Here is an 18,795-nt window from a genome sequence, read left to right as displayed (position 1 = left end):
CCTAACTTGAACGGCGCGCCTCGCCCGAAATACCTCTAATTTTTTCCAAACTTCCCAGCCTTCCGACCGTTCCGTCCGCCCCAACCGCGCCTCAGCGCCGCCGGTGAAGGGGGTTCTAAGGTTATCACTAAGAAGCCGCAAGCGGTTTTTTACAGAAAGTTCAAAAAACTTACACATCACCCGATTTTTTGTGTGTTTTCATAGGTTTGAGCAATTTCACTTCACGGAACCCAAGGTCGCACGACCGATAATTGCTGCGCCGCAGTAATTCGCCCCATCCAGATATAGAGTTATCCACAGCGCTCCATACTATTGGCGGCGTTAGCGCCCTGAATCACCCCCGACTCATGCGCTGAATCACATTGAGTCGTACCGCGAACAGCAAAACAATCGCGCCGAAATACACGAAGGGTTCGATCGGCCAGCCTTTGACCAGCCAAATAAAGTGAATAGAGCCCAGCAAAACCGCTGGATATGTCAGTTTGTGGAGGGACCGCCATTGAGCGCCCAATCGACGGACGCTGATATTGTTAGATGTGATCGCCAAGGGGACCAACAGCATGAAGCTCGCCATTCCGATCGTCACATAAGGACGCTTCAGAATGTCTTCCCATACACGGGACAGCGATTGGACATCCAGAACCATCCAGACTGTCAAATGAGCCAGAACAAAGAAGAAGGCAGTAACACCTAAAGCACGGCGATACTTGATAAGGTTCAATCCGGCGTATCGACGAAGGGGGGTAATACAGAGCCCTGCCACGAGAAGCTGCAGAGCCGCCGAGCCATATTCACGTTCCAAAGCGTTGATCGGCTCCGGACCCAACCCACCCGTTAGGCCGAGCCAGAACAGCCAGCCCGCCCATAAGCTCCCCACTATATATATCGGCCAAGCGGGGATCTTGCGCGTGGCCCGATTGATACGATCGACGACCATCAGAAATTTTCAGCCAAGTTCATGCCATCGTAAAGGCTGGCGACCTCCTCATAGCCGTTGAACATCAGAGTATCCTGACGGCTTGCAAAGAGACCTCCACCGATCAGACGTTCCGAGGCTTGTGACCAGCGCGGATGCGACACGTTTGGATTCACATTACTATAGAAGCCATATTCCCGAGCATTAATCAGGTTCCACGTCGCAGGTGGCTGTTTATCAGTCAGCGTGATCCGAACAATCGACTTGATCGACTTAAACCCATACTTCCATGGCACCACCAAGCGGATCGGCGCACCGTTCTGGTTCGCCATCGGCTCTCCGTAGATGCCTGTTGCGAGCAGCGTCAGCGGATGGCGCGCTTCATCAAGGCGGAGCCCTTCGACATAGGGGAATGGAATAACACGGCGCTGGACGCCAATCATGTTGTCAGGCTGCACGACCGTTTCAAAGGCCACATACTTGGCCGAGGATTTCACGCCAACGCGATCCAGCACATCCGCCAGCTCTACGCCATTCCACGGAACGACCATCGACCACGCCTCTACACAGCGGAACCGATAGATGCGCTCTTCAACGGTCAAACCACCCAAGAGGTCAGCCAGACTATAGTCACCTGGATTATCGACCAGACCATCGACCTTGATCGTCCAATTCGACGTATCGAGCTTATGGGCGTTCTGCGCGGGGTCTTCTTTGCCCGTGCCGAACTCGTAGTAGTTATTGTAGCTGCGAATATCCGAGAGGGTATTCGGCTCTAGCGACTGCGCCAAAGCCGGCATCCCGACAAAGGACGCTCCCGCTGCCGCGATGATCTGGCGGCGATTAAGCCAAAGCTGTTTGGGCGTGATGTCTTTTTCAGTCAGGTCGTTTTTCCAACGAAAGGCCATGTGTTCCTCCGCATGTTTTGCTTTGGATACATATAGTCCATTTCGGTGTTTCGGCGCGTCACGATGCCGTTGGGGATTTGTAACGAACAGCTACGGCCTAGTGCGCGGGTCAGTCACTGACCGCAAGTTTGATACCCAATAGGCCAAAAGAGCCAGCAAAAGCCCGCTTAATCCATGTCATTACTCTAGGTCTTGCGATGACATATTCACGCGCGAGCGATGCAAAAGCGCCGTATGCGATGAACACCACAAAGGTCATCACCATGAATACCGCCGCAAGTCCAACGAGTTCGCCCGTAACATTCGTCACGTTCGGGGTGGTGAACTGAGGCAGGAAAGCCAAAAAGAAGAGTGAGAGTTTTGGATTCAGCACATTGATCAAAGTGCCTGTCAACGCAATGGAGCGATAGCTTCGGACAGGCTTTGAGGCGCCGAGGTCGATTTTGCTTTCGTCCCTGACAATGGTCCAAGCCATGTAGAAAAGATAAAGCACACCTAGAAATTTAATCACCTGAAAGGCTAAGGCGCTGGTATGCAAGAGAGCCGACAGCCCCACGATACTAGCAAATGCCGCAGGTACGGTTCCCAAGGTACAGCCAAAGGCAGCCGCGACGCTAGCCATCGAACCACGTTCCAAACCAATCGCTAATGTGTAGATCACTCCTGTTCCTGGCAGCAGAACAACCACGAGCGAAGTTAGGAAAAACTCAATCGACATCACAAACACCCCAAATACGGGAGTAGCTTTGACGATGCAGTGTGTTGTGTCAACAAACCAGTACCCAGACCTCAGAACAAAAACGGCGGGGAATTCCCCGCCGTCTGATGTCTTAATGAACGACCGCGTCGTCTGGTTTCGGGCGATTACTTCCGCCAACCCGATCGCCTATGATCAACCCTTCTGCGCCAGCAGACACAGCTATCGTGTCGCCGTCCTTCACATCACCAGCCAACAGAAGTTCTGCCAGCGGGTCTTGCAAGGCGCGTTGAATGACGCGTTTCAGTGGTCGAGCCCCAAAGACGGGATCATAGCCCTCATCCGCCAGCCACTTGCGTGCGCCCTCATCAAGGTTGAGCGAGATCGTGCGACCAGCAAGACGTTTCTGCAGACGCGCCAGTTGGATATCGACAATGCCGCCCATATCCGCACGGCCCAGACGGTCAAAGATGATCGTCTCATCCAGACGGTTCAGGAACTCGGGGCGGAAGTGCGTCCGCACCGCGTCCATCACGTCGCGTTTCGCCTGCCCCGCATCTGCACCATCGGGCAACTGGCTCAGAGCTTGCGCGCCAAGGTTCGATGTCAGAATGATCAACGTCTGTTTAAAGTCCACAGTGCGGCCCTGACCATCCGTCAAAACGCCATCGTCGAGAACCTGTAACAGTACGTTGAACACATCAGGGTGCGCCTTTTCGACCTCATCAAAGAGGACAACCTGATAGGGACGTCGACGAACCGCTTCGGTCAGAACACCACCTTCGTCATAACCGACATACCCCGGAGGGGCGCCGATCAAACGGGAAACCGCGTGCTTCTCCATGAACTCGGACATATCGATGCGGACCATCGCATTGTCATCGTCAAAGAGGAACTCAGCCACTGCTTTGGTTAGTTCGGTTTTACCCACGCCCGTCGGCCCGAGGAACAGGAACGACCCAAGCGGACGATTTTCATCGTTCAGACCCGCACGGGCACGGCGGACAGCATTTGCCACAGCACGAACGGCGGCTTTCTGTCCGATGACCCGTTTGTGCAGGCCGTCTTCCATGCGGAGCAGCTTTTCACGCTCACCTTCCAGCATCTTGCTGGTCGGGATACCCGTCCAACGCTCAACGACTTCGGCAATCTGTTCAGGGCGAACGGCCTCTTCGACCATTTGCTCGCCTTCCAGCGCCTCAGCTTGGGACAAGTCACGTTCCAACTGCGGGATGACGCCGTAAGACAGTTCACCCGCCTTCGCGAGGTTACCTTCGCGTTTTGCGATTTCCAGATCAGCCCGCGCTTTGTCGAGCTTTTCTTTCAACGCACGCGCACCTTCCAGCTTGTCCCGCTCTGCCTGCCATTTGGCAGTCATAGCGTCCGCTTTTTCCTGCAGGTCCGACAGTTCCTGACGCAACTTGTCCAAACGTGTCTTCGACGCGTCGTCATCCTCTTTCTCAAGAGCAACCGCCTCGATCTGCATTTGCAGTATCTGACGATCCAGCGCGTCGAGCTCTTCGGGCTTGCTGTCTACTTCCATACGCAGACGACTTGCAGCCTCGTCCACGAGGTCGATGGCCTTATCCGGCAGGAAACGATCCGTGATATAACGGTGCGATAGTGTTGCCGCAGCGACCAGAGCGGAGTCCGAGATACGAACGCCGTGGTGCAGCTCATACTTCTCTTTAATACCGCGCAGGATCGAAATCGTGTCCTCAAGCGTCGGCTCCTCAACCTGAATAGGTTGGAACCGCCGCGCCAAAGCTGCGTCTTTTTCTACATACTTGCGATATTCATCGAGGGTCGTCGCACCAACACAGTGCAATTCACCCCGCGCAAGCGCAGGTTTGATCAGGTTGGCCGCATCCATCGCGCCGTCCGACTTACCTGCCCCAACGAGCGTATGCATCTCGTCGATGAAGAGAATGATCTCTCCGGCAGCAGCTTCGATTTCTTTCAAAATCGACTTGAGACGCTCTTCGAATTCACCGCGGTATTTCGCACCAGCAATCAGCGCACCCATGTCGAGCGCGAGTAGCTTTTTGTTACGCAGGGATTCAGGCACGTCACCATTCACGATCCGAAGGGCGAGTCCTTCTGCAATCGCGGTTTTACCAACACCCGGCTCACCAATGAGAACTGGGTTGTTCTTGGTCCGACGGGACAGAACCTGCATCGAGCGGCGAATTTCTTCGTCCCGACCAATGATCGGATCGATTTTCCCCTGCTCTGCAGCTTCGGTTAGATCACGTGCATATTTCTTGAGTGCGTCGTAGCCTTCTTCGGCAGACGCACTGTCGGCAGTCCGACCTTTGCGCACGTTATTAATAGCTGCGTTCAGGCCCTGCGCCGTCACTTTCCCAGCTTTCAGCGCATCCGCAGCGGCAGATTTCACAATCGCCAACGCGGTCAGAATGCGCTCCACGGGGACAAAGCTATCGCCCGCCTTCTGCGCGAGCGTCTCGGCTTCGGACAAAACTTTGCCCGTCGCGCTGTCCAGATACACCTGACCAGCATCACCCGACACCTTTGGCATCTTGGTGAGCGATAGGTCATTCGCCTCAACGACAGCCGCCACATTACCGCCAGCAGCCGTAATGAGGTTCGCGGACAGACCTTGATCGTCGTCCAGCAAAGCTTTCAACACATGTTCGGGGGCGAGCCGCTGATGGCTCTCTCTCATTGCGATCGTTTGCGCTGCTTGGATGAAGCCGCGCGACCGCTCCGTGAACTTCTCTAAGTTCATCGCAGTTCTCCTTCTCTAAGCACCCGCCAATTTGATCCGCCCACTAAGCGGCACGGATCGTATCGGGCCTTCGTTAATAAGATGGGGAGCAACGGCGCATCTTGCAAGATTCCAGTGCTTAAAAATCGGCGGGTTTCTATTCGACACGACAGCTAAGACTACCCCTTCGGTCTGCCGTTATTATCAAGGTATCGCAAAGGTAGGAGGGTGCTATGGGTCAAGCTGATCACATTAGCCCAAAAGGCCGCCTGATTATCGCGGCCTATGACAAAACGCTTGCCGACTTGGCCGAGGTCCCCGCGAAAACAAAGCCAAAAGACATGCCCAAGCAGGCCAAGCCATAAGCCCATTCCTTGACATAGAGAAAGCAGAGCCCCAAGAGAGGCCAACCCATCCTCAAGGAGCTTTCCCATGTCGAACGACCGCCTGATTGTTGCCCTCGATGTCCCGAACGTCATTCAAGGTCTCGAGCTTGCCAAAGAATTGGGCGACGCCGTTTCTTTCTACAAAATCGGCCTTGGGATGCTCACTGGCGGCGGCTTGGCCCTCGCGAACGAGCTGAAACAGGAATACGGCAAACGCGTTTTCCTCGACATGAAGTTCTTTGACATCGGCGCAACGGTCGAAGCTGCCGTTCGCGGCATCGCCCAATACGACTTGGACTTCCTTACCGTCCACGGCGACCCGCATGTCGTCCGCGCTGCAAAAGAAGGTGCTGCCGGCAAAGACCTAAAAATCCTCGCTGTAACTGTCCTAACGTCTCTTGATCGCGCTGACCTTGATGCCTCTTGCTACAAAGACGGCACAGTTGCCGACATTGTGACGGAACGCGCAGCGCGTGCAATGGAAGCTGGCGCTGACGGCGTGATCGCTTCTCCGCATGAGGCGGCGTTGATCCGGGCCCTACCCGAGGCAACTGGCAAACTTATCGTCACCCCAGGCGTCCGTCCCGCAGGCGCCGCATTGGGCGACCAAAAACGCGTTATGACCCCGGGCGAAGCCATTGCGAATGGTTCGGACCATGTAGTTGTTGGCCGCCCGATCTGGACAGCCGAAAATCCTCGCGCAGCAGCCGACGCCGTCAACGCAGAGATCGCCGCCGCGCTCAAAGCGTGACCGTAGTGCACTGACAACGCGGCGATTTCCACCCTGAGGTCGCCGCACCCCTAACCTAACGTATAAGTTGCATCGCCAACCGCGACAGGCGGTTTGCTCCACTGGGTAGCTTCGTCCAATCAGTTCATTCTGATACCGTTATGCGAAAGACGAGTATCGTTTGAGTTGTGTTTACGGAGACGTGTGATGCAGACCATCACTCTAGGTGAAATTTACTATAATGACGCCATTGGAGCCTACGAGGCCCGCGTCGACGTGCAACGCGATCAAGGCACCTATCGCTATCCCTGCCTCTTCAAAGGCCCACGCGGTCTAGAACGTGATCAGGTCCAAATGGGGCTGGTGCGTCAGGCCTTGGGAATGTCCGATACTTTTTGGCACAAACCCTCGCCGGAAATTTTGACGACTTTCGTATCAGGACCAGTGCCGCAAGCGTGATCCCCGCCTCCCAGCGGCGCACTGGTCCCTTCTGGCAACCCCACAGCCGGAAGGGACTAGTATAAAGTCGTCAGCGCCATCCGAAGTCTGACCTGCAACGACGGGATAGCATCTGGCAATTCAAGAAACTCGTGCACAGGCATAAACCGCCATTCCCGCCCCTCTCGTCCAAAGGTCACATCGGCCTCAGTCAGGTCTCCCCAAAGCACCGCAAAAAAATGCACGGTATCACCTGTGGGTCCGGGTTGTTGGCTATGGTAGAACACGCGATGCTCTGAGAGGGTCAAACCGACCTCTTCGCGTGTTTCACGATGAGCGGTTTCAAACGGCGTTTCATCGTTCTCACGACCACCGCCCGGGAAGTCCCAGCAATCTGGCCACGGAATGTTCGGTTTATCGTCTCGACGAATAACGAGCACATCGTTGCCCCGCAGGATAGCAACCTTTGCGCCATCAAAACTATCGTCAAACATAACCGCCCCGCTGGCCCTTCGGATCGGTGAAAGGCTATACTGCGAAGATAGCCATGAAGCATCCAGATGCCAGCCCTTTGTAAAGATTGCTTGACTCAATTCGACAGCGGCTCGCGCTGCCCATCATGCCGCAGTCCGCGCGTCGTGATGCATGATGAACTGTGGGATTTGTCGATAGCACATATGGACTGCGATGCCTTTTACGCCAGCGTAGAAAAGCGGGATAATCCAGAGCTGCGGGACAAACCCGTTATCATCGGAGGCGGCAAACGCGGTGTCGTCTCGACCGCTTGCTATATCGCCCGCATACGAGGCGTCCGTTCGGCAATGCCGATGTTTCAGGCCCTCAAGCTTTGTCCTGACGCAGTGGTGGTCCGCCCACGGATGGACGCTTACGCCGAAGCCTCCCGTGCGGTCCGCGCTCTGATGGATGAACTCACACCCCAGATCGAACCATTGTCGTTGGACGAAGCGTTCTTGGACCTGACGGGGACCGCCCGATTACATGGCGCGCCGCCAGCGATCATGCTGGCCCGTCTTGTTAAACGGATGAAGGACGAACTGGGCCTCAGCGGATCAATCGGGTTATCCCACAACAAATTCCTCGCCAAAGTGGCCTCCGACCTCGACAAACCCCGTGGGTTTTCGGTGATCGGTCGGGCGGAGACCGTAGACTTCCTAAAACCCAAACCTGTTCGACTGATCTGGGGGATCGGCCCAGCCACTCAAGCCTCACTCGACAAGGCAGGCATCCATACCATCGGCGACCTGCATCGCTGGGAAAAAGATCAACTTACGGAACGGTTCGGGCAAACAGGCGAACGTCTCTTTCATTTAGCACGTGGCGAAGATTACAGACGGATTTCTCCGAACGCACCTGTGAAGAGTATCTCAAAAGAAACCACGTTCTTTGAGGATACTTCTGACCCCGATGTCCTAGACGGCCACCTCTGGCGGCTATCGGAACAAGTCAGTGCACGCGCCAAGGCAAAGGACAAAGCAGGCCGCGTAGTGACGCTGAAGCTCAAGACCAAAGCGTTCAAGACCATCACCAAACGGCAAAGCCTTCATCAGCCCACACAAATGGCCGATACGATCTATCGCGTCGCGCGGTCACTTTATGACGCGGCTGGCAACACAGGACCGTTTCGACTGATTGGCGTCGGCATAAGCGACCTAACCGCAGCCCAAGACGCCGATCGCGAAGGGGACCTTTTGGATCCAGATGCAGGCCGTCGGGCCAACGCGGAACGCGCGACCGACAAAATCCGAGCAAAGTTTGGGACTGACGCGATCAAAAAGGGACGTGCCCTGCGCTGACTATTCTGCAGCTAACGGAATTTTTCGCGATCCCAACGCGGCAATCTCAGACGCTGCTCCCAAGAGTTTCGACTGCAATTCGTCAAACTCTGGCAAAATCTCAAGCGTCGCCTCATTCATATAAAGAGAACGATCAATCTCTACCTGCACCGCGTGCTGGGATCGAACGGGGCGACCATAGGCAACCGTGCTGTAGGCGCCTGCGAATGGCGCGTTTCGAGCAACCCGAAGCCCCTGCCCCTCAAACGCGGCTGCAATTTGATCTACCAACCGCGCCGAAGCCGCCGCCCCAAACCGATCCCCGATCACGACATGTGGCCGTTCGCCTGACTTCCGCCCGGCATCCAGCGCCTCACGCGGCATCGAATGGCAATCGATCAAGATTGATTCTCCGAACAGCCTAAAACTCTGATCCAAGAGGGCCGTCAGTTTATTGTGATACGGATACCAATAGGTTTGAAGCCGCGAATGCGCCTCTTCTAACGACAGTTTCCCGCGATAAATTGACCGCCCCCCTGCGACGACACGAGGAATCACACCCAGCCCCGATCCGACGCGCGGATTGTGAACGTTTCGGCGCACACCTTCGATCAATGCAGGATCAAGTTCATCCGCAGCCCTGTTCAAATCCACAAATGCCCGTGGCACCTGCGCCACCAAAAACGGGGCACCATAGCCAATCACCTTAGAAAACAGGCGATCGACGTGGGCATCCTCAGATGACCGAATCGTTTGATGGTCCAAAACCGCCTGCCCACCGAACAACGCCAAATCCGCCTTTCCGCTGTGCGGAGACGCAAAAACAACGCTTGTTGTGCGCGTTACTGGCTCATTCAGGACAAAGGGCGTAAGGGTCATCATCACTCCGGCTTATAAAAATAGAATAGAGCATGAATCTGTTTTACCGAAAGCCCTTGATCCCCCCTCCGACTCCTTTTATAGAGCCGCTCACCCGACGCGGATTTCCGCGTCTTGTTTTTTCAAGACGTATGAGAAATGCAAGGGTCATGGGCGGTTAGCTCAGCGGTAGAGCACTACGTTGACATCGTAGTGGCCACTGGTTCGATCCCAGTACCGCCCACCATGGAATCACTGGCCTTCGGGCTTAAACGAAACACAGGCGCAATCGCCGCGCCGCGACTAGGAGATGAACCATGAAAGTTCGCAACTCCCTCCGCTCGCTCAAGCAGCGCCACCGCGATTGCCGCATCGTGCGCCGTAAGGGCCGCGTCTACGTTATTAACAAGACGCAGCGTCGCTTCAAAGCTCGTCAGGGCTAATCGAAGCAACACCGGATTAGAGGCCGTGTTCCGAAAGGAACGCGGCCTTTTTCTTTGCCCCGCGCGAGGTCGGGAAAACCACCTTTAGCAGAGTTAAGTGGTAGCCAGACGCCACCTCGCCCGTTACCATTTGGTCAAATCCATTTCAGTGCGGGGTAATTCGATGACACCTTTCTTTAGACCTCTCGTAGTGGGAGTAGGCTTGGCTGTCGGTTCGACTGGCGCGGCCTTTGCCCAAGATTTCTGCGGAGGCATCGGGTCGAACGGCCAATGGATCGGCGGCGATGAGTCCGCCTCAGACATTTCGACGACAACTGATTTCCAAGAACAGATGGCGCTGGTGCTCGGCGGTAATAACTATGTGTCCTTGTTTTCCCTAAGCGCACCGACCGATGTCCGTATCGAAGCACAAGGTCGCGGGGGCGGCGACCCTGTGATCGACGTTTATGATGCTACTGGCGCAATGGTGGTATCGGATGACGATTCCGGTGGCGACGGCGCATCCCGCGCGGAACTGTCACTGGATGCAGGCACCTATTGCGTTGCAATGCGGAGTTTCGACGCCGCCCCGATGACGGGCTTTGTCCGCGTCGGCCGCTATGAACACGAAGCCCTCACCACTGGCATGTCGGATGGCGGCTATGGTGATAGCGGGTCTACTTACTGCGACTCTTCTACCCTCGCGAACCAACTGCCATTTGGCACCCCAATGACGGGCTCAGCCAACGACGCCCCATACTGGCGTTTCACACTTGATACCGCGATGCCTGTCGTCATCACCGCTGAGAACAGCGACGCTGACCCCTACATCACCCTCTACAGCAATGACGGTGGCTATATTGACGAGAACGATGACTGGGATGGCCTGAACTCCCGTCTGGAACTGATGAACCCGCTCGAAGCTGGCAACTACTGTATCGCGCTCACGGCTCTGTCGGACAGCACATTGCCGATCACGTTAACCGTAGAAGAACTGGATGTTGAAGCCGCAATGCGTGGCTCATACGACCGCGCCGAAGCTGCTCCGCCACTCGACGGAAGCTATCCAGTGACCGCGCTCGGGGAACTGAAAACCCGCCAGCGTGTGGACCTGCAAAACAGCGCGACAGCCACGTGGTATAGTTTCGACGTTTATGACGGTGGTCTCGTGCTGGCCGAAGCGATCTCGGTCAATGGAGAGGGCGATCCATATCTAGTGCTGTTCGATGACCTAGGGCGGCAGATTGCTTACAACGATGACACCAACGGTTTGGACCCGCTAGTAACAGCACGGATCACCACAGGCACTTATTTGCTGGCTGTTGGGGAATATGGCGACGGCGCTGGATCACCAGTACGAATGGTGATCGAACGCTACGTCCCAGCACGGTAACTCTAAAAAGCCCCCTTTTCAGGGGGCTTTTTTATCGCCCGAGGTTTCCAACCGCATCGGCAAGCAGCCGCACCAGCGTTGCCTCATTCAGATAGCCGATCCCGTCGACTTCGGAATTGGTTTGATACCTGCGAATGGCACGGCGCGTATCGTCATCAAATGTGCCGTCAATCACACCTGGCGATAGTCCCATCTGCCCGAGGCGTAGTTCCACCAAACGACGTGTCAGCGCGTTCAACTCTAACGCAGCTTCTGCTGCCTGTGCGGCCTCCAACTCTGGCGCGATCTCTTGTTCCTCGGTCAGGGCGGCGATCCGTGCCTGAGCTTCGCCAACAAATTCGCCTTCAGGGTAGACCGAGAGGTATTCCTGATACGCTCCCACAGCATCGACGCCCGATGCCCGATCCCACGCGGCCGTTTCTGCCGCCTCAGCCGCACGACGTTTGCCATCTTGGATTGCAGCAAGCCGATCGGCGGCCAGTTCAGCAAAGACACCGTCAGGGTAGCGATCCAGATAGGCTCTCAGCCCAGGTTCGTCACCAACCGCCCCCGTTTCATCCCAATATGTGCGATCCAACAACTCTGCCTCGCGACGGCGGCGTTCGGCTTCTGCCTCCAGCTCGGCGGACCGTCGGGCGGCTTGCGCATCGAGACGCGCAATTTGATCTTGGGTCAGATAGGACGACTGGGAATAGCCGTTCTCTTGCTGCCAATTCGTGATGGCTTGCCGCGTCCCTGCCCCGAAAATCCCGTCGATCCCGCGCGTGTTGTAGTCGAGCAGGGACAGGTCGCGCTGAATTTCGCGCCGCGCATCGCGGCTTAGGCCCAAGGCTTCTTCGATCAACCGATCCTGACGGTTTGGCTCGGTCATGATCTCGTTGATCAGCCGTTCAGCATCCGCGATGTGTTTGCCATTCGGAAAACGGCGAATGTAATTGCGATAAGCATCCGCAGAATCCAGCGCCTGCGCCCCTTCCCAAAGGGCATCATCAGCTCCAGTGTCGGACACCTGTGGAGTTTGCGGCACGGGCACTACAGACGGACGCATCGGCATGATCACATGGCTGCGTGGTGTGTATCCTTTGACCGTGAGGCCGTAATCTTTGAAGTAAGGAACAATGTCTTCTTGAGGTTGGGTCAGCACCGTTTCTGCGAAGGATGCGACGTCGCGGACTGAGCCCGACACCACGGTAACGCCCTGCGGAATGGACAAGGCCCCGACACCTGCGGCAATCCATGGATCGTATTGCGCAGTTTCTGCATCAACACCTAACAGCAAAATGGCCTCGCCCGCCGCACCAGCCATGACCGTCAACAGGCTATCGACAGAGACCGCCGTCGATCCCAGCGTTAGGAACGACGGCTCTGCCGCGTCGGCGGTCAGAAGCCACGTCCGCTGGCCGTCGGTGACAAAACGACCAGACAACGCGACAACGATGCGATCCGCCTCTGCGGTCGCGGTGGCGAACTCTTCTAACGATGTTGCTGTTGTATCAACCCGACCATTGCGGAGCGCCGTGACGCTAAAGCCCAAGGCCTCTAGCCCGTTCGCAGCATCCAACACGTCAGCCGCGCGCGGAACCGATCCCAGTCGCTCGTAGCTATCGTTCCCCAAGAGGAGCGCCGCATCATCGGCCCATGTAGCCCCTGCCATGACGGCAAGAGCGGCGGAGGTCAGTAGATAACGGCGCATATAATCCTCATCAGTCGTATTTACGGCGGTCCTCGATCACGATGCCATCACGGGGAAGGCTACCCATCGCGCAGATCTCAACCCGCCCCTTTAGTTTGAGCGTTTCATGAACCGATTGTGAAATCTCGTTCACGTTACCAGCGAGCGTTTCCACCAAGACATGGAGGACGTCCGTCTCGCCTTCGCGGTCCACAACGACACGTGCACGGGCCACATCAGGATGTTTTGCCACAAGCGCTGCGACCTGTTCCGGACGCACAAACATGCCTTTGACCTTGGTCGTCTGGTCGGCACGACCCATCCAGCCTTTGATACGAGTATTGGTGCGGCCACACGCGCTCTGCCCCGGCATCATCGCGCTTAGGTCGCCTGTCGCAAAACGGATCAATGGGTAGTCAGGATTCAACGAAGTCACCACCACCTCGCCCACTTCGCCGACCGCGACAGGATCACCCGTCCCTGGGGTGACGATCTCAACAATGACGCCTTCATCAATAATCAGGCCATCGTTTTCGATCGCCTCATATGCCACATTTCCAAGGTCCGCCGTCGCGTAGCACTGCAGACATTTAATACCGCGATCATGGTAATACTGACGCAAGGACGGGAACAACGCGCCGCCAGAAACTGCGGCTTTTGTGATCTTCAGCGTCTCGCCCATCTCATCGGCTTTCTCGAGGATCACCTTGAGAAAATCAGGTGTGCCCGCATAAGCTGTCGTGCCAATATCAGCAGCCGCACGCACTTGCAGTTCCGTTTGGCCAACGCCCGCAGGCAATACGGTCGCACCGACCGCACGCGCACCGTTTTCAAAGATCATACCCGCAGGTGTAAGGTGATAGCCGAAACAGTTCTGAACGATATCACCCTCACCAATGCCAACGGCAGACAAGAAGCGGCCAATACGCCACCAGTCGTGGCTGGTATTCCCCGGCTCATAGATCGGGCCTGGCGATTGGAACACATGCGCGAAACCAGTGATCGGACCCGTGAAACCACCGAGCGGAGCATTCTGTTTTTGCGCCTCAACGAGAGCTGATTTGCGTGTCACAGGAAGAGCAGCGAGGTCATCGACCAATTTAATCGCGTCAGCTGACACATCAGCCAAAGTCGTCGCATAAGCTGGAAACGCCTGTGCACGGCGGATTTGTTCAGGAAGCTCTTTGGCAATCGCTGCGGCACGATCTGCATTAGACCGCGTTTCCAAATCACTAAAATACCTGCTCATCTCTGCATCTCCTGATCGGTGCAGCTGTCCTCATGCTGGGCCAACTGCGGGTTGATTATCAATAGCGCCGATTACGGCGCCTCAAACTGGGCCATTTCCTGCCGTTCGTGTTGCGGCTATGATCGCCAAAACGACAGGACGAGTTATGAAGCAGACCTTCCCGCCCATCGGCCCCGATTTCATGGGGGACAAACTGGATAACCGCATCATCTTGCACGAAGCGCTGATGATCTGCGAATTGGTCTACGAAGGACTGTATTTTCATACGTCGGGTGACGCGAACGCCTTTTTTGATCGGGTCGAAGAACGGCTTGCGGAAACGGGCGAACCGCTCTGGTTCTTCTTGGTAAACTCGACCGACTACCGAATTGATGGCGACGCATGGTTTGCGTTCACGAAGCGCGGCACTGATATGAAAGAGTATCACGCGATGGGGCTCGCCCATTACGACATGTCTGATTTTAACATCAAACATGTTGCAAAGACCAAAGGCACCGACCAACACGATCCGACCAATTTTACCACGCGTGACGACGCAGTTACCTACTTGAAGTCCTTGCCGTCCAAACGTCGCGAGCGCATCTTTCGGTCGCCCAACTACCAAAAGCCCGAGATCGTCAAACGTGTTCATTTCGACCGCGCTCAGCAGATTTGCGAGATCGATCTGCATGGGATCAGCTTTGAACACTCGCGCGATGTGAACGACATCTTCAACTGGATCGAAGAGTTGATCCGCCAAACCCGTCAGCCGTGGTGGGTTCTGTGGAACTACAACGATACGCGGATTCAGTCGGCGGCTTGGGTGCAATACGACGCGCGCGCGCGGCAGTTTCGCGAAACCTGCGCCTTGGGTGCGGTTCGGTTTGCTGTGGGCAGCGAAACCGAAACCGACATCCGACTGCGGCACGAAAGCCGCGGCACACGGCCCAACATTCGCAACACGCGGGACGAAGCCCTTGCGCGTTTGGCCGAAATGCAGGCCGAGGCCGCGCAAAGCGCTTAGAGCCAGCGTTTACGGCGGCGGTAGGACCGCACGTCGCGGAAGGATTTACGGCCTTCTTCAGAGACGCCCAGATAGAATTCCTTCACGTCTGGGTTCTCGCGCAATTCTGCGGCAGGGCCTTCCATCACGACCCGGCCAGATTCCAGAATATAGCCGTGGTGCGCATAACGAAGCGCCACGTTGGTGTTCTGCTCCGCCAGCAAGAAGGACACGCCTTCGCGTTCGTTGAGGTCTTTCACGATCTCGAAGATTTCTTCAACGAGCTGCGGCGCAAGACCCATCGACGGTTCGTCCAAAAGGATCGTTTCGGGGCGGCTCATGAGCGCACGTCCAATAGCACACATCTGCTGTTCACCACCCGAGGTATAGCCAGCCTGTGATTTGCGACGCGTTTTGAGGCGCGGGAAATAATTATAAACCATCTCAAGGTCGTCAGCGACCTTAGAGCCGCCGTCACGACGGGTATAAGCACCCGTCAAAAGGTTCTCTTCGATGGTCAGGTGTTCAAAACAGTGACGGCCTTCCATCACCTGAATTACGCCCTTCTTCACCAAATCTTCGGGCGACAGTTGATGCACAGCTTCGCCGCGATACTGGACGCTTCCCTTAGTGACTTCGCCACGTTCGGAATGCAAAAGGTTCGAAATCGCTTTGAGCGTTGTGGTCTTGCCAGCGCCGTTTCCGCCGAGAAGGGCTGTGATGCCCCCTTTGGGAACCGTGAGCGACACACCTTTGAGAACGAGGATCACGTGATTGTAGATCACCTCGATGTTGTTCACCTCAAGCAGTGTTTCGGTTTTGCCTGCATCCAACATTTATGTGCACTCCGTTCGGTCAGAATGGCGCGGGCGGATTGGCCCGCCCGCGCCGTATTGGCTTAGTTACAGGCCGGTGTGATGTTGTTTTCAGCAGCGTATGCGGCTGCGTCTTCTTCCACCAATTTACCGATCAGTTCACGATCAGATGCGATCAGGTCAGTTACGAGGCTCCAAGTCTGGGTGTCTGCATCCCACTGCTGGATGTAAGCGAGACCCGGACCACCGTGGTTCTGGCACGATACGTCGAATGCCGGACCGAAGCCTGCCATGCCCAGCTCTTCCATGCGAGCGTCGGTGATGGACAGTGCTTCCATACCTGCACGCATCTCAGCAGCGGTGATATCGCCATGACCTGCGATCTCTTGTGCTGTGCGTGCAGCTTCAGCCGCGAGCATCGCAGCGTATACACCGCGCGAGTAGAGAACGGAGCCGATTTGGTCGCCAGCGCCAGCAGCCAGACCCTTGTCTACAACGTGGGCTTGGATGTCAGCATAGACCGGGAAATCGGTGCCGATTGCGTGCATGTTCAGAGCTTTGTAGCCGTCTGCACCTGCGCCAGCAGGCACTACGTCGTTTTCAGAACCCGACCACCATACGCCGATGAAGTGATCCATCGGGAAGTTGATGTTCGAGGCTTCCTGAATTGCGACCTGGTTCATAACACCCCAGCCCCACATCAGAACGTAGTCCGGACGTTCGCGGCGGATCTGCAGCCACTGGGATTTCTGTTCCTGACCCGGGTGGTCAACAGGGATCTCGGTCAGTTTAAAGCCCATCTGAGCCGACAGGTCCTGCAGGGTGCGGATCGGTTCCTTACCGTATGCAGAGTTGTGGTAGACCAGAGCGATCGACTTACCTTCGAGGCTGCCGCCTTCGAGGTCAGTGATGTGGTTGATCGCGATGGATGCGCCATCCCAGTAGTTAGCTGGATAGTTGAATACCCAAGGGAAGGTCGCCCCGTCCATTGCCGACGTGCGGCCATAGCCCATGGTGTGGAGCGGAATACCGTCTGCCGAAACTTTGGGGATCAGCTGATAAGTGATACCAGTCGACAGCGGTTGATAGATCAGAGCGCCAGCGCCGATGTCTTTGGTCGATTCATAGCACTCAACGCCTTTTTCGGTGTTGTAGCCAGTTTCGCACTCTGGAACGTCGATGCGAACGCCGCCGATACCACCGTCACGCTCGTTCAGCATGGTGAAGTAGTCCATGTAGCCATCCGCAAACGGAATACCGTTCGCAGCGTAAGGGCCGGTCCGGTACGACAGCGACGGGAACACGAGGTCCGCCATCGCGGGGCCGGCAACCAGTGCGCTGGTCAATGCCAGTGCTGCAATTTTCTTCATTTTCATCGGTTATTTCCTCCCAAGTTGGTTACCGATTAAGTGTGCCCGATTTATCGGGTCGTTTAGTGGGCGCGGGGGCTCCTCCTTCCCCCGTCACCGCATGTGGTCATCCTAGTACGGGAACGGCCACAATCTCAGTTTTTCTTTTGCAACGCGCCAGAGCTGCGCAAGACCGTGTGGTTCCGCGATCAAGAAGATCACGATCAAGGCACCCACGATAACGAGCTGCAAGTGAGACACGATGTCTGTCGGCCAACCCAGCACGTCCACGCCAACGACTTTGAGCGCAACAGGGAGCAGCACAAGGAAGGCTGCGCCAGCGAACGACCCAAAGATGCTGCCCAGACCACCGATGATGACCATGAACAGGACAAGGAACGATTTGTTGATGCCAAAGGCTTCGCCCACTTCGACCGCACCGAGGTAAACTGCAAAGAACAGTGCGCCCGATACGCCGATAAAGAAGGACGACACAGCAAAAGCCGAGAGTTTTGCAGTCAACGGGTTCACACCGATGATCTCTGCCGCGATGTCCATGTCACGGATCGCCATCCACTTACGACCAACCGAACCACGAGTCAGGTTGCGTGCGATGATGCCAGCAGCCGTGACGAAGACGAGGCAGATCAGGTACTTCGCCCATGCTTCGGTGTTCGGACCAGTGACGAGCACGCCAAATACAGTGCGCTCTGGTGCGTTGATCTGACCAGAAGCCGAGTAGTTGTAGAACCACGGCACCTTGTTAAAGAGCCAGACAAGGAAGAACTGCGCGGCGAGGGTCGCCACAGCGAGGTAGAACCCTTTGATCCGCAGCGACGGCAGACCGAAGAGAACGCCCACAATTGCAGTGATACCACCCGCAAGGATCACGTGGATCATAATGCTTACATCAGGGAAGGCCGTCATCAGCTTGTACGCGGCATAAGCGCCAACAGCCATAAAACCACCCGTGCCGAGCGATACCTGACCACCGTAACCGACCAGAATATTGAGGCCGATTGCAGCAATCGCGTAGATCAGGAACGGAACAAACAGCGCGTTTGCCCAGTAGTCGTTGATGATGAACGGGATCACCAGATAGGCAATCGCCAGAACGGCGTAGTAGCGATAACGGTCAAACTTGATCGGGAAGGTTTGGTTATCCGCACCGTAGCTTGTCTTAAAGTCGCCTGCTTCACGGTAGAACATCAGACAATTCCTCCTTCACGATGGTGCTCACGCGGCACTTGATTGCTGCATTTTGAATAGCCGGTCATTTCCGAATGACGCACCAGCCAGAAGTATGCGACGACCCCAATTGCTGCCCCAACAAAGGCAAGGATAGCCGCGGTTACCATTTGTCCGCTGTTCGTAATGTCCGCGGACAGTGCGAGGTAGCCGAATGCCCAGAACCCAGACCATGCAACTACGTTCACGATTGCGACGAGTTTCTGCATGA

General features: G+C 56.0%; 19 protein-coding genes and 1 tRNA gene. 8 read left to right on the top strand and 12 right to left on the bottom strand.

Annotated elements, in window-relative coordinates; translation table 11 throughout:
• Nucleotides 1-334: 334 nt before the first annotated feature.
• The 4 genes from msrQ to clpB all read right to left on the bottom strand — a co-directional run bounded on the left by msrQ (nucleotide 335) and on the right by clpB (nucleotide 5,270).
• Entirely contained in the window at nucleotides 335-937 is a 603-nt protein-coding gene (gene msrQ / locus AC07ED_RS16015; protein WP_105235949.1) for a protein-methionine-sulfoxide reductase heme-binding subunit MsrQ, read from the bottom strand.
• Entirely contained in the window at nucleotides 937-1,824 is an 888-nt protein-coding gene (gene msrP / locus AC07ED_RS16010; protein ID WP_105235950.1) for a protein-methionine-sulfoxide reductase catalytic subunit MsrP, read from the bottom strand. The genes msrQ and msrP overlap by 1 nt, the downstream gene beginning before the upstream one ends.
• 109 nt (nucleotides 1,825-1,933) lie before the next feature.
• Nucleotides 1,934-2,542: a LysE family translocator gene (locus AC07ED_RS16005; protein WP_105235951.1), complete on the bottom strand. Its 609-nt coding sequence runs from the start codon at nucleotides 2,540-2,542 to the stop codon at nucleotides 1,934-1,936.
• Nucleotides 2,543-2,654: 112 nt separating this feature from the next.
• On the bottom strand, nucleotides 2,655-5,270 hold the full coding sequence (gene clpB, locus AC07ED_RS16000) for an ATP-dependent chaperone ClpB (RefSeq protein WP_105235952.1): 2,616 nt from the start codon (nucleotides 5,268-5,270) through the stop codon (nucleotides 2,655-2,657).
• 212 nt (nucleotides 5,271-5,482) lie between these two features.
• Here clpB and AC07ED_RS15995 point away from each other — a divergent pair, with 212 nt between their 5' ends.
• The 3 genes from AC07ED_RS15995 to AC07ED_RS15985 all read left to right on the top strand — a co-directional run bounded on the left by AC07ED_RS15995 (nucleotide 5,483) and on the right by AC07ED_RS15985 (nucleotide 6,824).
• Complete coding sequence (locus tag AC07ED_RS15995) at nucleotides 5,483-5,614, top strand: hypothetical protein (protein WP_478242447.1); 132 nt, start codon at nucleotides 5,483-5,485, stop codon at nucleotides 5,612-5,614.
• A gap of 67 nt (nucleotides 5,615-5,681) precedes the next feature.
• Nucleotides 5,682-6,386 carry an orotidine-5'-phosphate decarboxylase gene (gene pyrF / locus AC07ED_RS15990; RefSeq protein WP_478242445.1) on the top strand — a complete coding sequence of 235 codons (705 nt, stop codon included), beginning with the start codon at nucleotides 5,682-5,684 and terminating at the stop codon, nucleotides 6,384-6,386.
• 186 nt (nucleotides 6,387-6,572) lie between these two features.
• Nucleotides 6,573-6,824, top strand: a complete 252-nt coding sequence (locus AC07ED_RS15985) for an orotidine 5'-phosphate decarboxylase (protein ID WP_478242444.1) — start codon at nucleotides 6,573-6,575, stop codon at nucleotides 6,822-6,824.
• A gap of 56 nt (nucleotides 6,825-6,880) precedes the next feature.
• On the opposite strand, the gene AC07ED_RS15980 is transcribed toward AC07ED_RS15985, so the two are convergent.
• Nucleotides 6,881-7,297 carry an NUDIX domain-containing protein gene (locus AC07ED_RS15980; RefSeq protein ID WP_105235954.1) on the bottom strand — a complete coding sequence of 139 codons (417 nt, stop codon included), beginning with the start codon at nucleotides 7,295-7,297 and terminating at the stop codon, nucleotides 6,881-6,883.
• Nucleotides 7,298-7,363: 66 nt separating this feature from the next.
• On the opposite strand from AC07ED_RS15980, the gene AC07ED_RS15975 reads away from it, so the two are divergent.
• A complete protein-coding gene (locus tag AC07ED_RS15975; RefSeq protein WP_105235955.1) occupies nucleotides 7,364-8,617 on the top strand; it encodes a DNA polymerase IV in 1,254 nt (417 codons plus the stop codon).
• Here AC07ED_RS15975 and AC07ED_RS15970 read toward each other — a convergent pair whose 3' ends face one another.
• Nucleotides 8,618-9,475 carry an N-formylglutamate amidohydrolase gene (locus tag AC07ED_RS15970; RefSeq protein WP_478242442.1) on the bottom strand — a complete coding sequence of 286 codons (858 nt, stop codon included), beginning with the start codon at nucleotides 9,473-9,475 and terminating at the stop codon, nucleotides 8,618-8,620.
• A gap of 151 nt (nucleotides 9,476-9,626) precedes the next feature.
• Here AC07ED_RS15970 and AC07ED_RS15965 point away from each other — a divergent pair.
• From AC07ED_RS15965 to AC07ED_RS15955, 3 genes are all read left to right on the top strand, one after another.
• Nucleotides 9,627-9,701: transfer RNA gene (locus AC07ED_RS15965), tRNA-Val, on the top strand.
• Between the two features lie 70 nt (nucleotides 9,702-9,771).
• Entirely contained in the window at nucleotides 9,772-9,897 is a 126-nt protein-coding gene (gene ykgO, locus AC07ED_RS15960; protein ID WP_008231708.1) for a type B 50S ribosomal protein L36, read from the top strand.
• A gap of 202 nt (nucleotides 9,898-10,099) precedes the next feature.
• Nucleotides 10,100-11,269: a DVUA0089 family protein gene (locus AC07ED_RS15955; RefSeq protein WP_478242441.1), complete on the top strand. Its 1,170-nt coding sequence runs from the start codon at nucleotides 10,100-10,102 to the stop codon at nucleotides 11,267-11,269.
• Between the two features lie 31 nt (nucleotides 11,270-11,300).
• On the opposite strand, the gene AC07ED_RS15950 is transcribed toward AC07ED_RS15955, so the two are convergent.
• On the bottom strand, nucleotides 11,301-12,962 hold the full coding sequence (locus AC07ED_RS15950; protein ID WP_478242439.1) for a peptidoglycan-binding domain-containing protein: 1,662 nt from the start codon (nucleotides 12,960-12,962) through the stop codon (nucleotides 11,301-11,303).
• A 10-nt stretch (nucleotides 12,963-12,972) separates the two neighbouring features.
• Nucleotides 12,973-14,190, bottom strand: a complete 1,218-nt coding sequence (locus tag AC07ED_RS15945; RefSeq protein ID WP_105235956.1) for a phenylacetate--CoA ligase family protein — start codon at nucleotides 14,188-14,190, stop codon at nucleotides 12,973-12,975.
• A gap of 145 nt (nucleotides 14,191-14,335) precedes the next feature.
• On the opposite strand from AC07ED_RS15945, the gene AC07ED_RS15940 reads away from it, so the two are divergent.
• Nucleotides 14,336-15,193 carry a hypothetical protein gene (locus AC07ED_RS15940; RefSeq protein WP_478242437.1) on the top strand — a complete coding sequence of 286 codons (858 nt, stop codon included), beginning with the start codon at nucleotides 14,336-14,338 and terminating at the stop codon, nucleotides 15,191-15,193.
• Here AC07ED_RS15940 and AC07ED_RS15935 read toward each other — a convergent pair.
• The 4 genes from AC07ED_RS15935 to AC07ED_RS15920 all read right to left on the bottom strand — a co-directional run bounded on the left by AC07ED_RS15935 (nucleotide 15,190) and on the right by AC07ED_RS15920 (nucleotide 18,793).
• Nucleotides 15,190-16,008 (bottom strand): ABC transporter ATP-binding protein, encoded by an 819-nt coding sequence (locus AC07ED_RS15935; RefSeq protein ID WP_067547116.1) that lies wholly within the window; start codon nucleotides 16,006-16,008, stop codon nucleotides 15,190-15,192. The genes AC07ED_RS15940 and AC07ED_RS15935 overlap by 4 nt on opposite strands.
• A 62-nt stretch (nucleotides 16,009-16,070) precedes the next feature.
• Nucleotides 16,071-17,363, bottom strand: coding sequence for an ABC transporter substrate-binding protein (locus AC07ED_RS15930; RefSeq protein ID WP_478242435.1), 1,293 nt, complete (start codon nucleotides 17,361-17,363; stop codon nucleotides 16,071-16,073).
• A gap of 105 nt (nucleotides 17,364-17,468) precedes the next feature.
• Nucleotides 17,469-18,545: a branched-chain amino acid ABC transporter permease gene (locus tag AC07ED_RS15925; protein WP_105235959.1), complete on the bottom strand. Its 1,077-nt coding sequence runs from the start codon at nucleotides 18,543-18,545 to the stop codon at nucleotides 17,469-17,471.
• Nucleotides 18,545-18,793 (bottom strand): hypothetical protein, encoded by a 249-nt coding sequence (locus AC07ED_RS15920; protein WP_105235960.1) that lies wholly within the window; start codon nucleotides 18,791-18,793, stop codon nucleotides 18,545-18,547. The genes AC07ED_RS15925 and AC07ED_RS15920 overlap by 1 nt, the downstream gene beginning before the upstream one ends.
• Nucleotides 18,794-18,795: the final 2 nt, after the last annotated feature.

Source organism: Aestuarium zhoushanense (assembly GCF_056431045.1).
This window is presented reverse-complemented; position numbering and strand designations above follow the sequence as displayed.

Coding starts and splice junctions, on each gene's coding strand:
- msrQ (WP_105235949.1), bottom strand. CDS start 937: ATGGTCGTCGATCGTATCAATCGGGCCACGCGCAAGATCCCCGCTTGG.
- msrP (WP_105235950.1), bottom strand. CDS start 1,824: ATGGCCTTTCGTTGGAAAAACGACCTGACTGAAAAAGACATCACGCCC.
- AC07ED_RS16005 (WP_105235951.1), bottom strand. CDS start 2,542: ATGTCGATTGAGTTTTTCCTAACTTCGCTCGTGGTTGTTCTGCTGCCA.
- clpB (WP_105235952.1), bottom strand. CDS start 5,270: ATGAACTTAGAGAAGTTCACGGAGCGGTCGCGCGGCTTCATCCAAGCA.
- AC07ED_RS15995 (WP_478242447.1), top strand. CDS start 5,483: ATGGGTCAAGCTGATCACATTAGCCCAAAAGGCCGCCTGATTATCGCG.
- pyrF (WP_478242445.1), top strand. CDS start 5,682: ATGTCGAACGACCGCCTGATTGTTGCCCTCGATGTCCCGAACGTCATT.
- AC07ED_RS15985 (WP_478242444.1), top strand. CDS start 6,573: ATGCAGACCATCACTCTAGGTGAAATTTACTATAATGACGCCATTGGA.
- AC07ED_RS15980 (WP_105235954.1), bottom strand. CDS start 7,297: ATGTTTGACGATAGTTTTGATGGCGCAAAGGTTGCTATCCTGCGGGGC.
- AC07ED_RS15975 (WP_105235955.1), top strand. CDS start 7,364: ATGCCAGCCCTTTGTAAAGATTGCTTGACTCAATTCGACAGCGGCTCG.
- AC07ED_RS15970 (WP_478242442.1), bottom strand. CDS start 9,475: ATGACCCTTACGCCCTTTGTCCTGAATGAGCCAGTAACGCGCACAACA.
- ykgO (WP_008231708.1), top strand. CDS start 9,772: ATGAAAGTTCGCAACTCCCTCCGCTCGCTCAAGCAGCGCCACCGCGAT.
- AC07ED_RS15950 (WP_478242439.1), bottom strand. CDS start 12,962: ATGCGCCGTTATCTACTGACCTCCGCCGCTCTTGCCGTCATGGCAGGG.
- AC07ED_RS15945 (WP_105235956.1), bottom strand. CDS start 14,190: ATGAGCAGGTATTTTAGTGATTTGGAAACGCGGTCTAATGCAGATCGT.
- AC07ED_RS15940 (WP_478242437.1), top strand. CDS start 14,336: ATGAAGCAGACCTTCCCGCCCATCGGCCCCGATTTCATGGGGGACAAA.
- AC07ED_RS15935 (WP_067547116.1), bottom strand. CDS start 16,008: ATGTTGGATGCAGGCAAAACCGAAACACTGCTTGAGGTGAACAACATC.
- AC07ED_RS15930 (WP_478242435.1), bottom strand. CDS start 17,363: ATGAAAATGAAGAAAATTGCAGCACTGGCATTGACCAGCGCACTGGTT.
- AC07ED_RS15925 (WP_105235959.1), bottom strand. CDS start 18,545: ATGTTCTACCGTGAAGCAGGCGACTTTAAGACAAGCTACGGTGCGGAT.
- AC07ED_RS15920 (WP_105235960.1), bottom strand. CDS start 18,793: ATGCAGAAACTCGTCGCAATCGTGAACGTAGTTGCATGGTCTGGGTTC.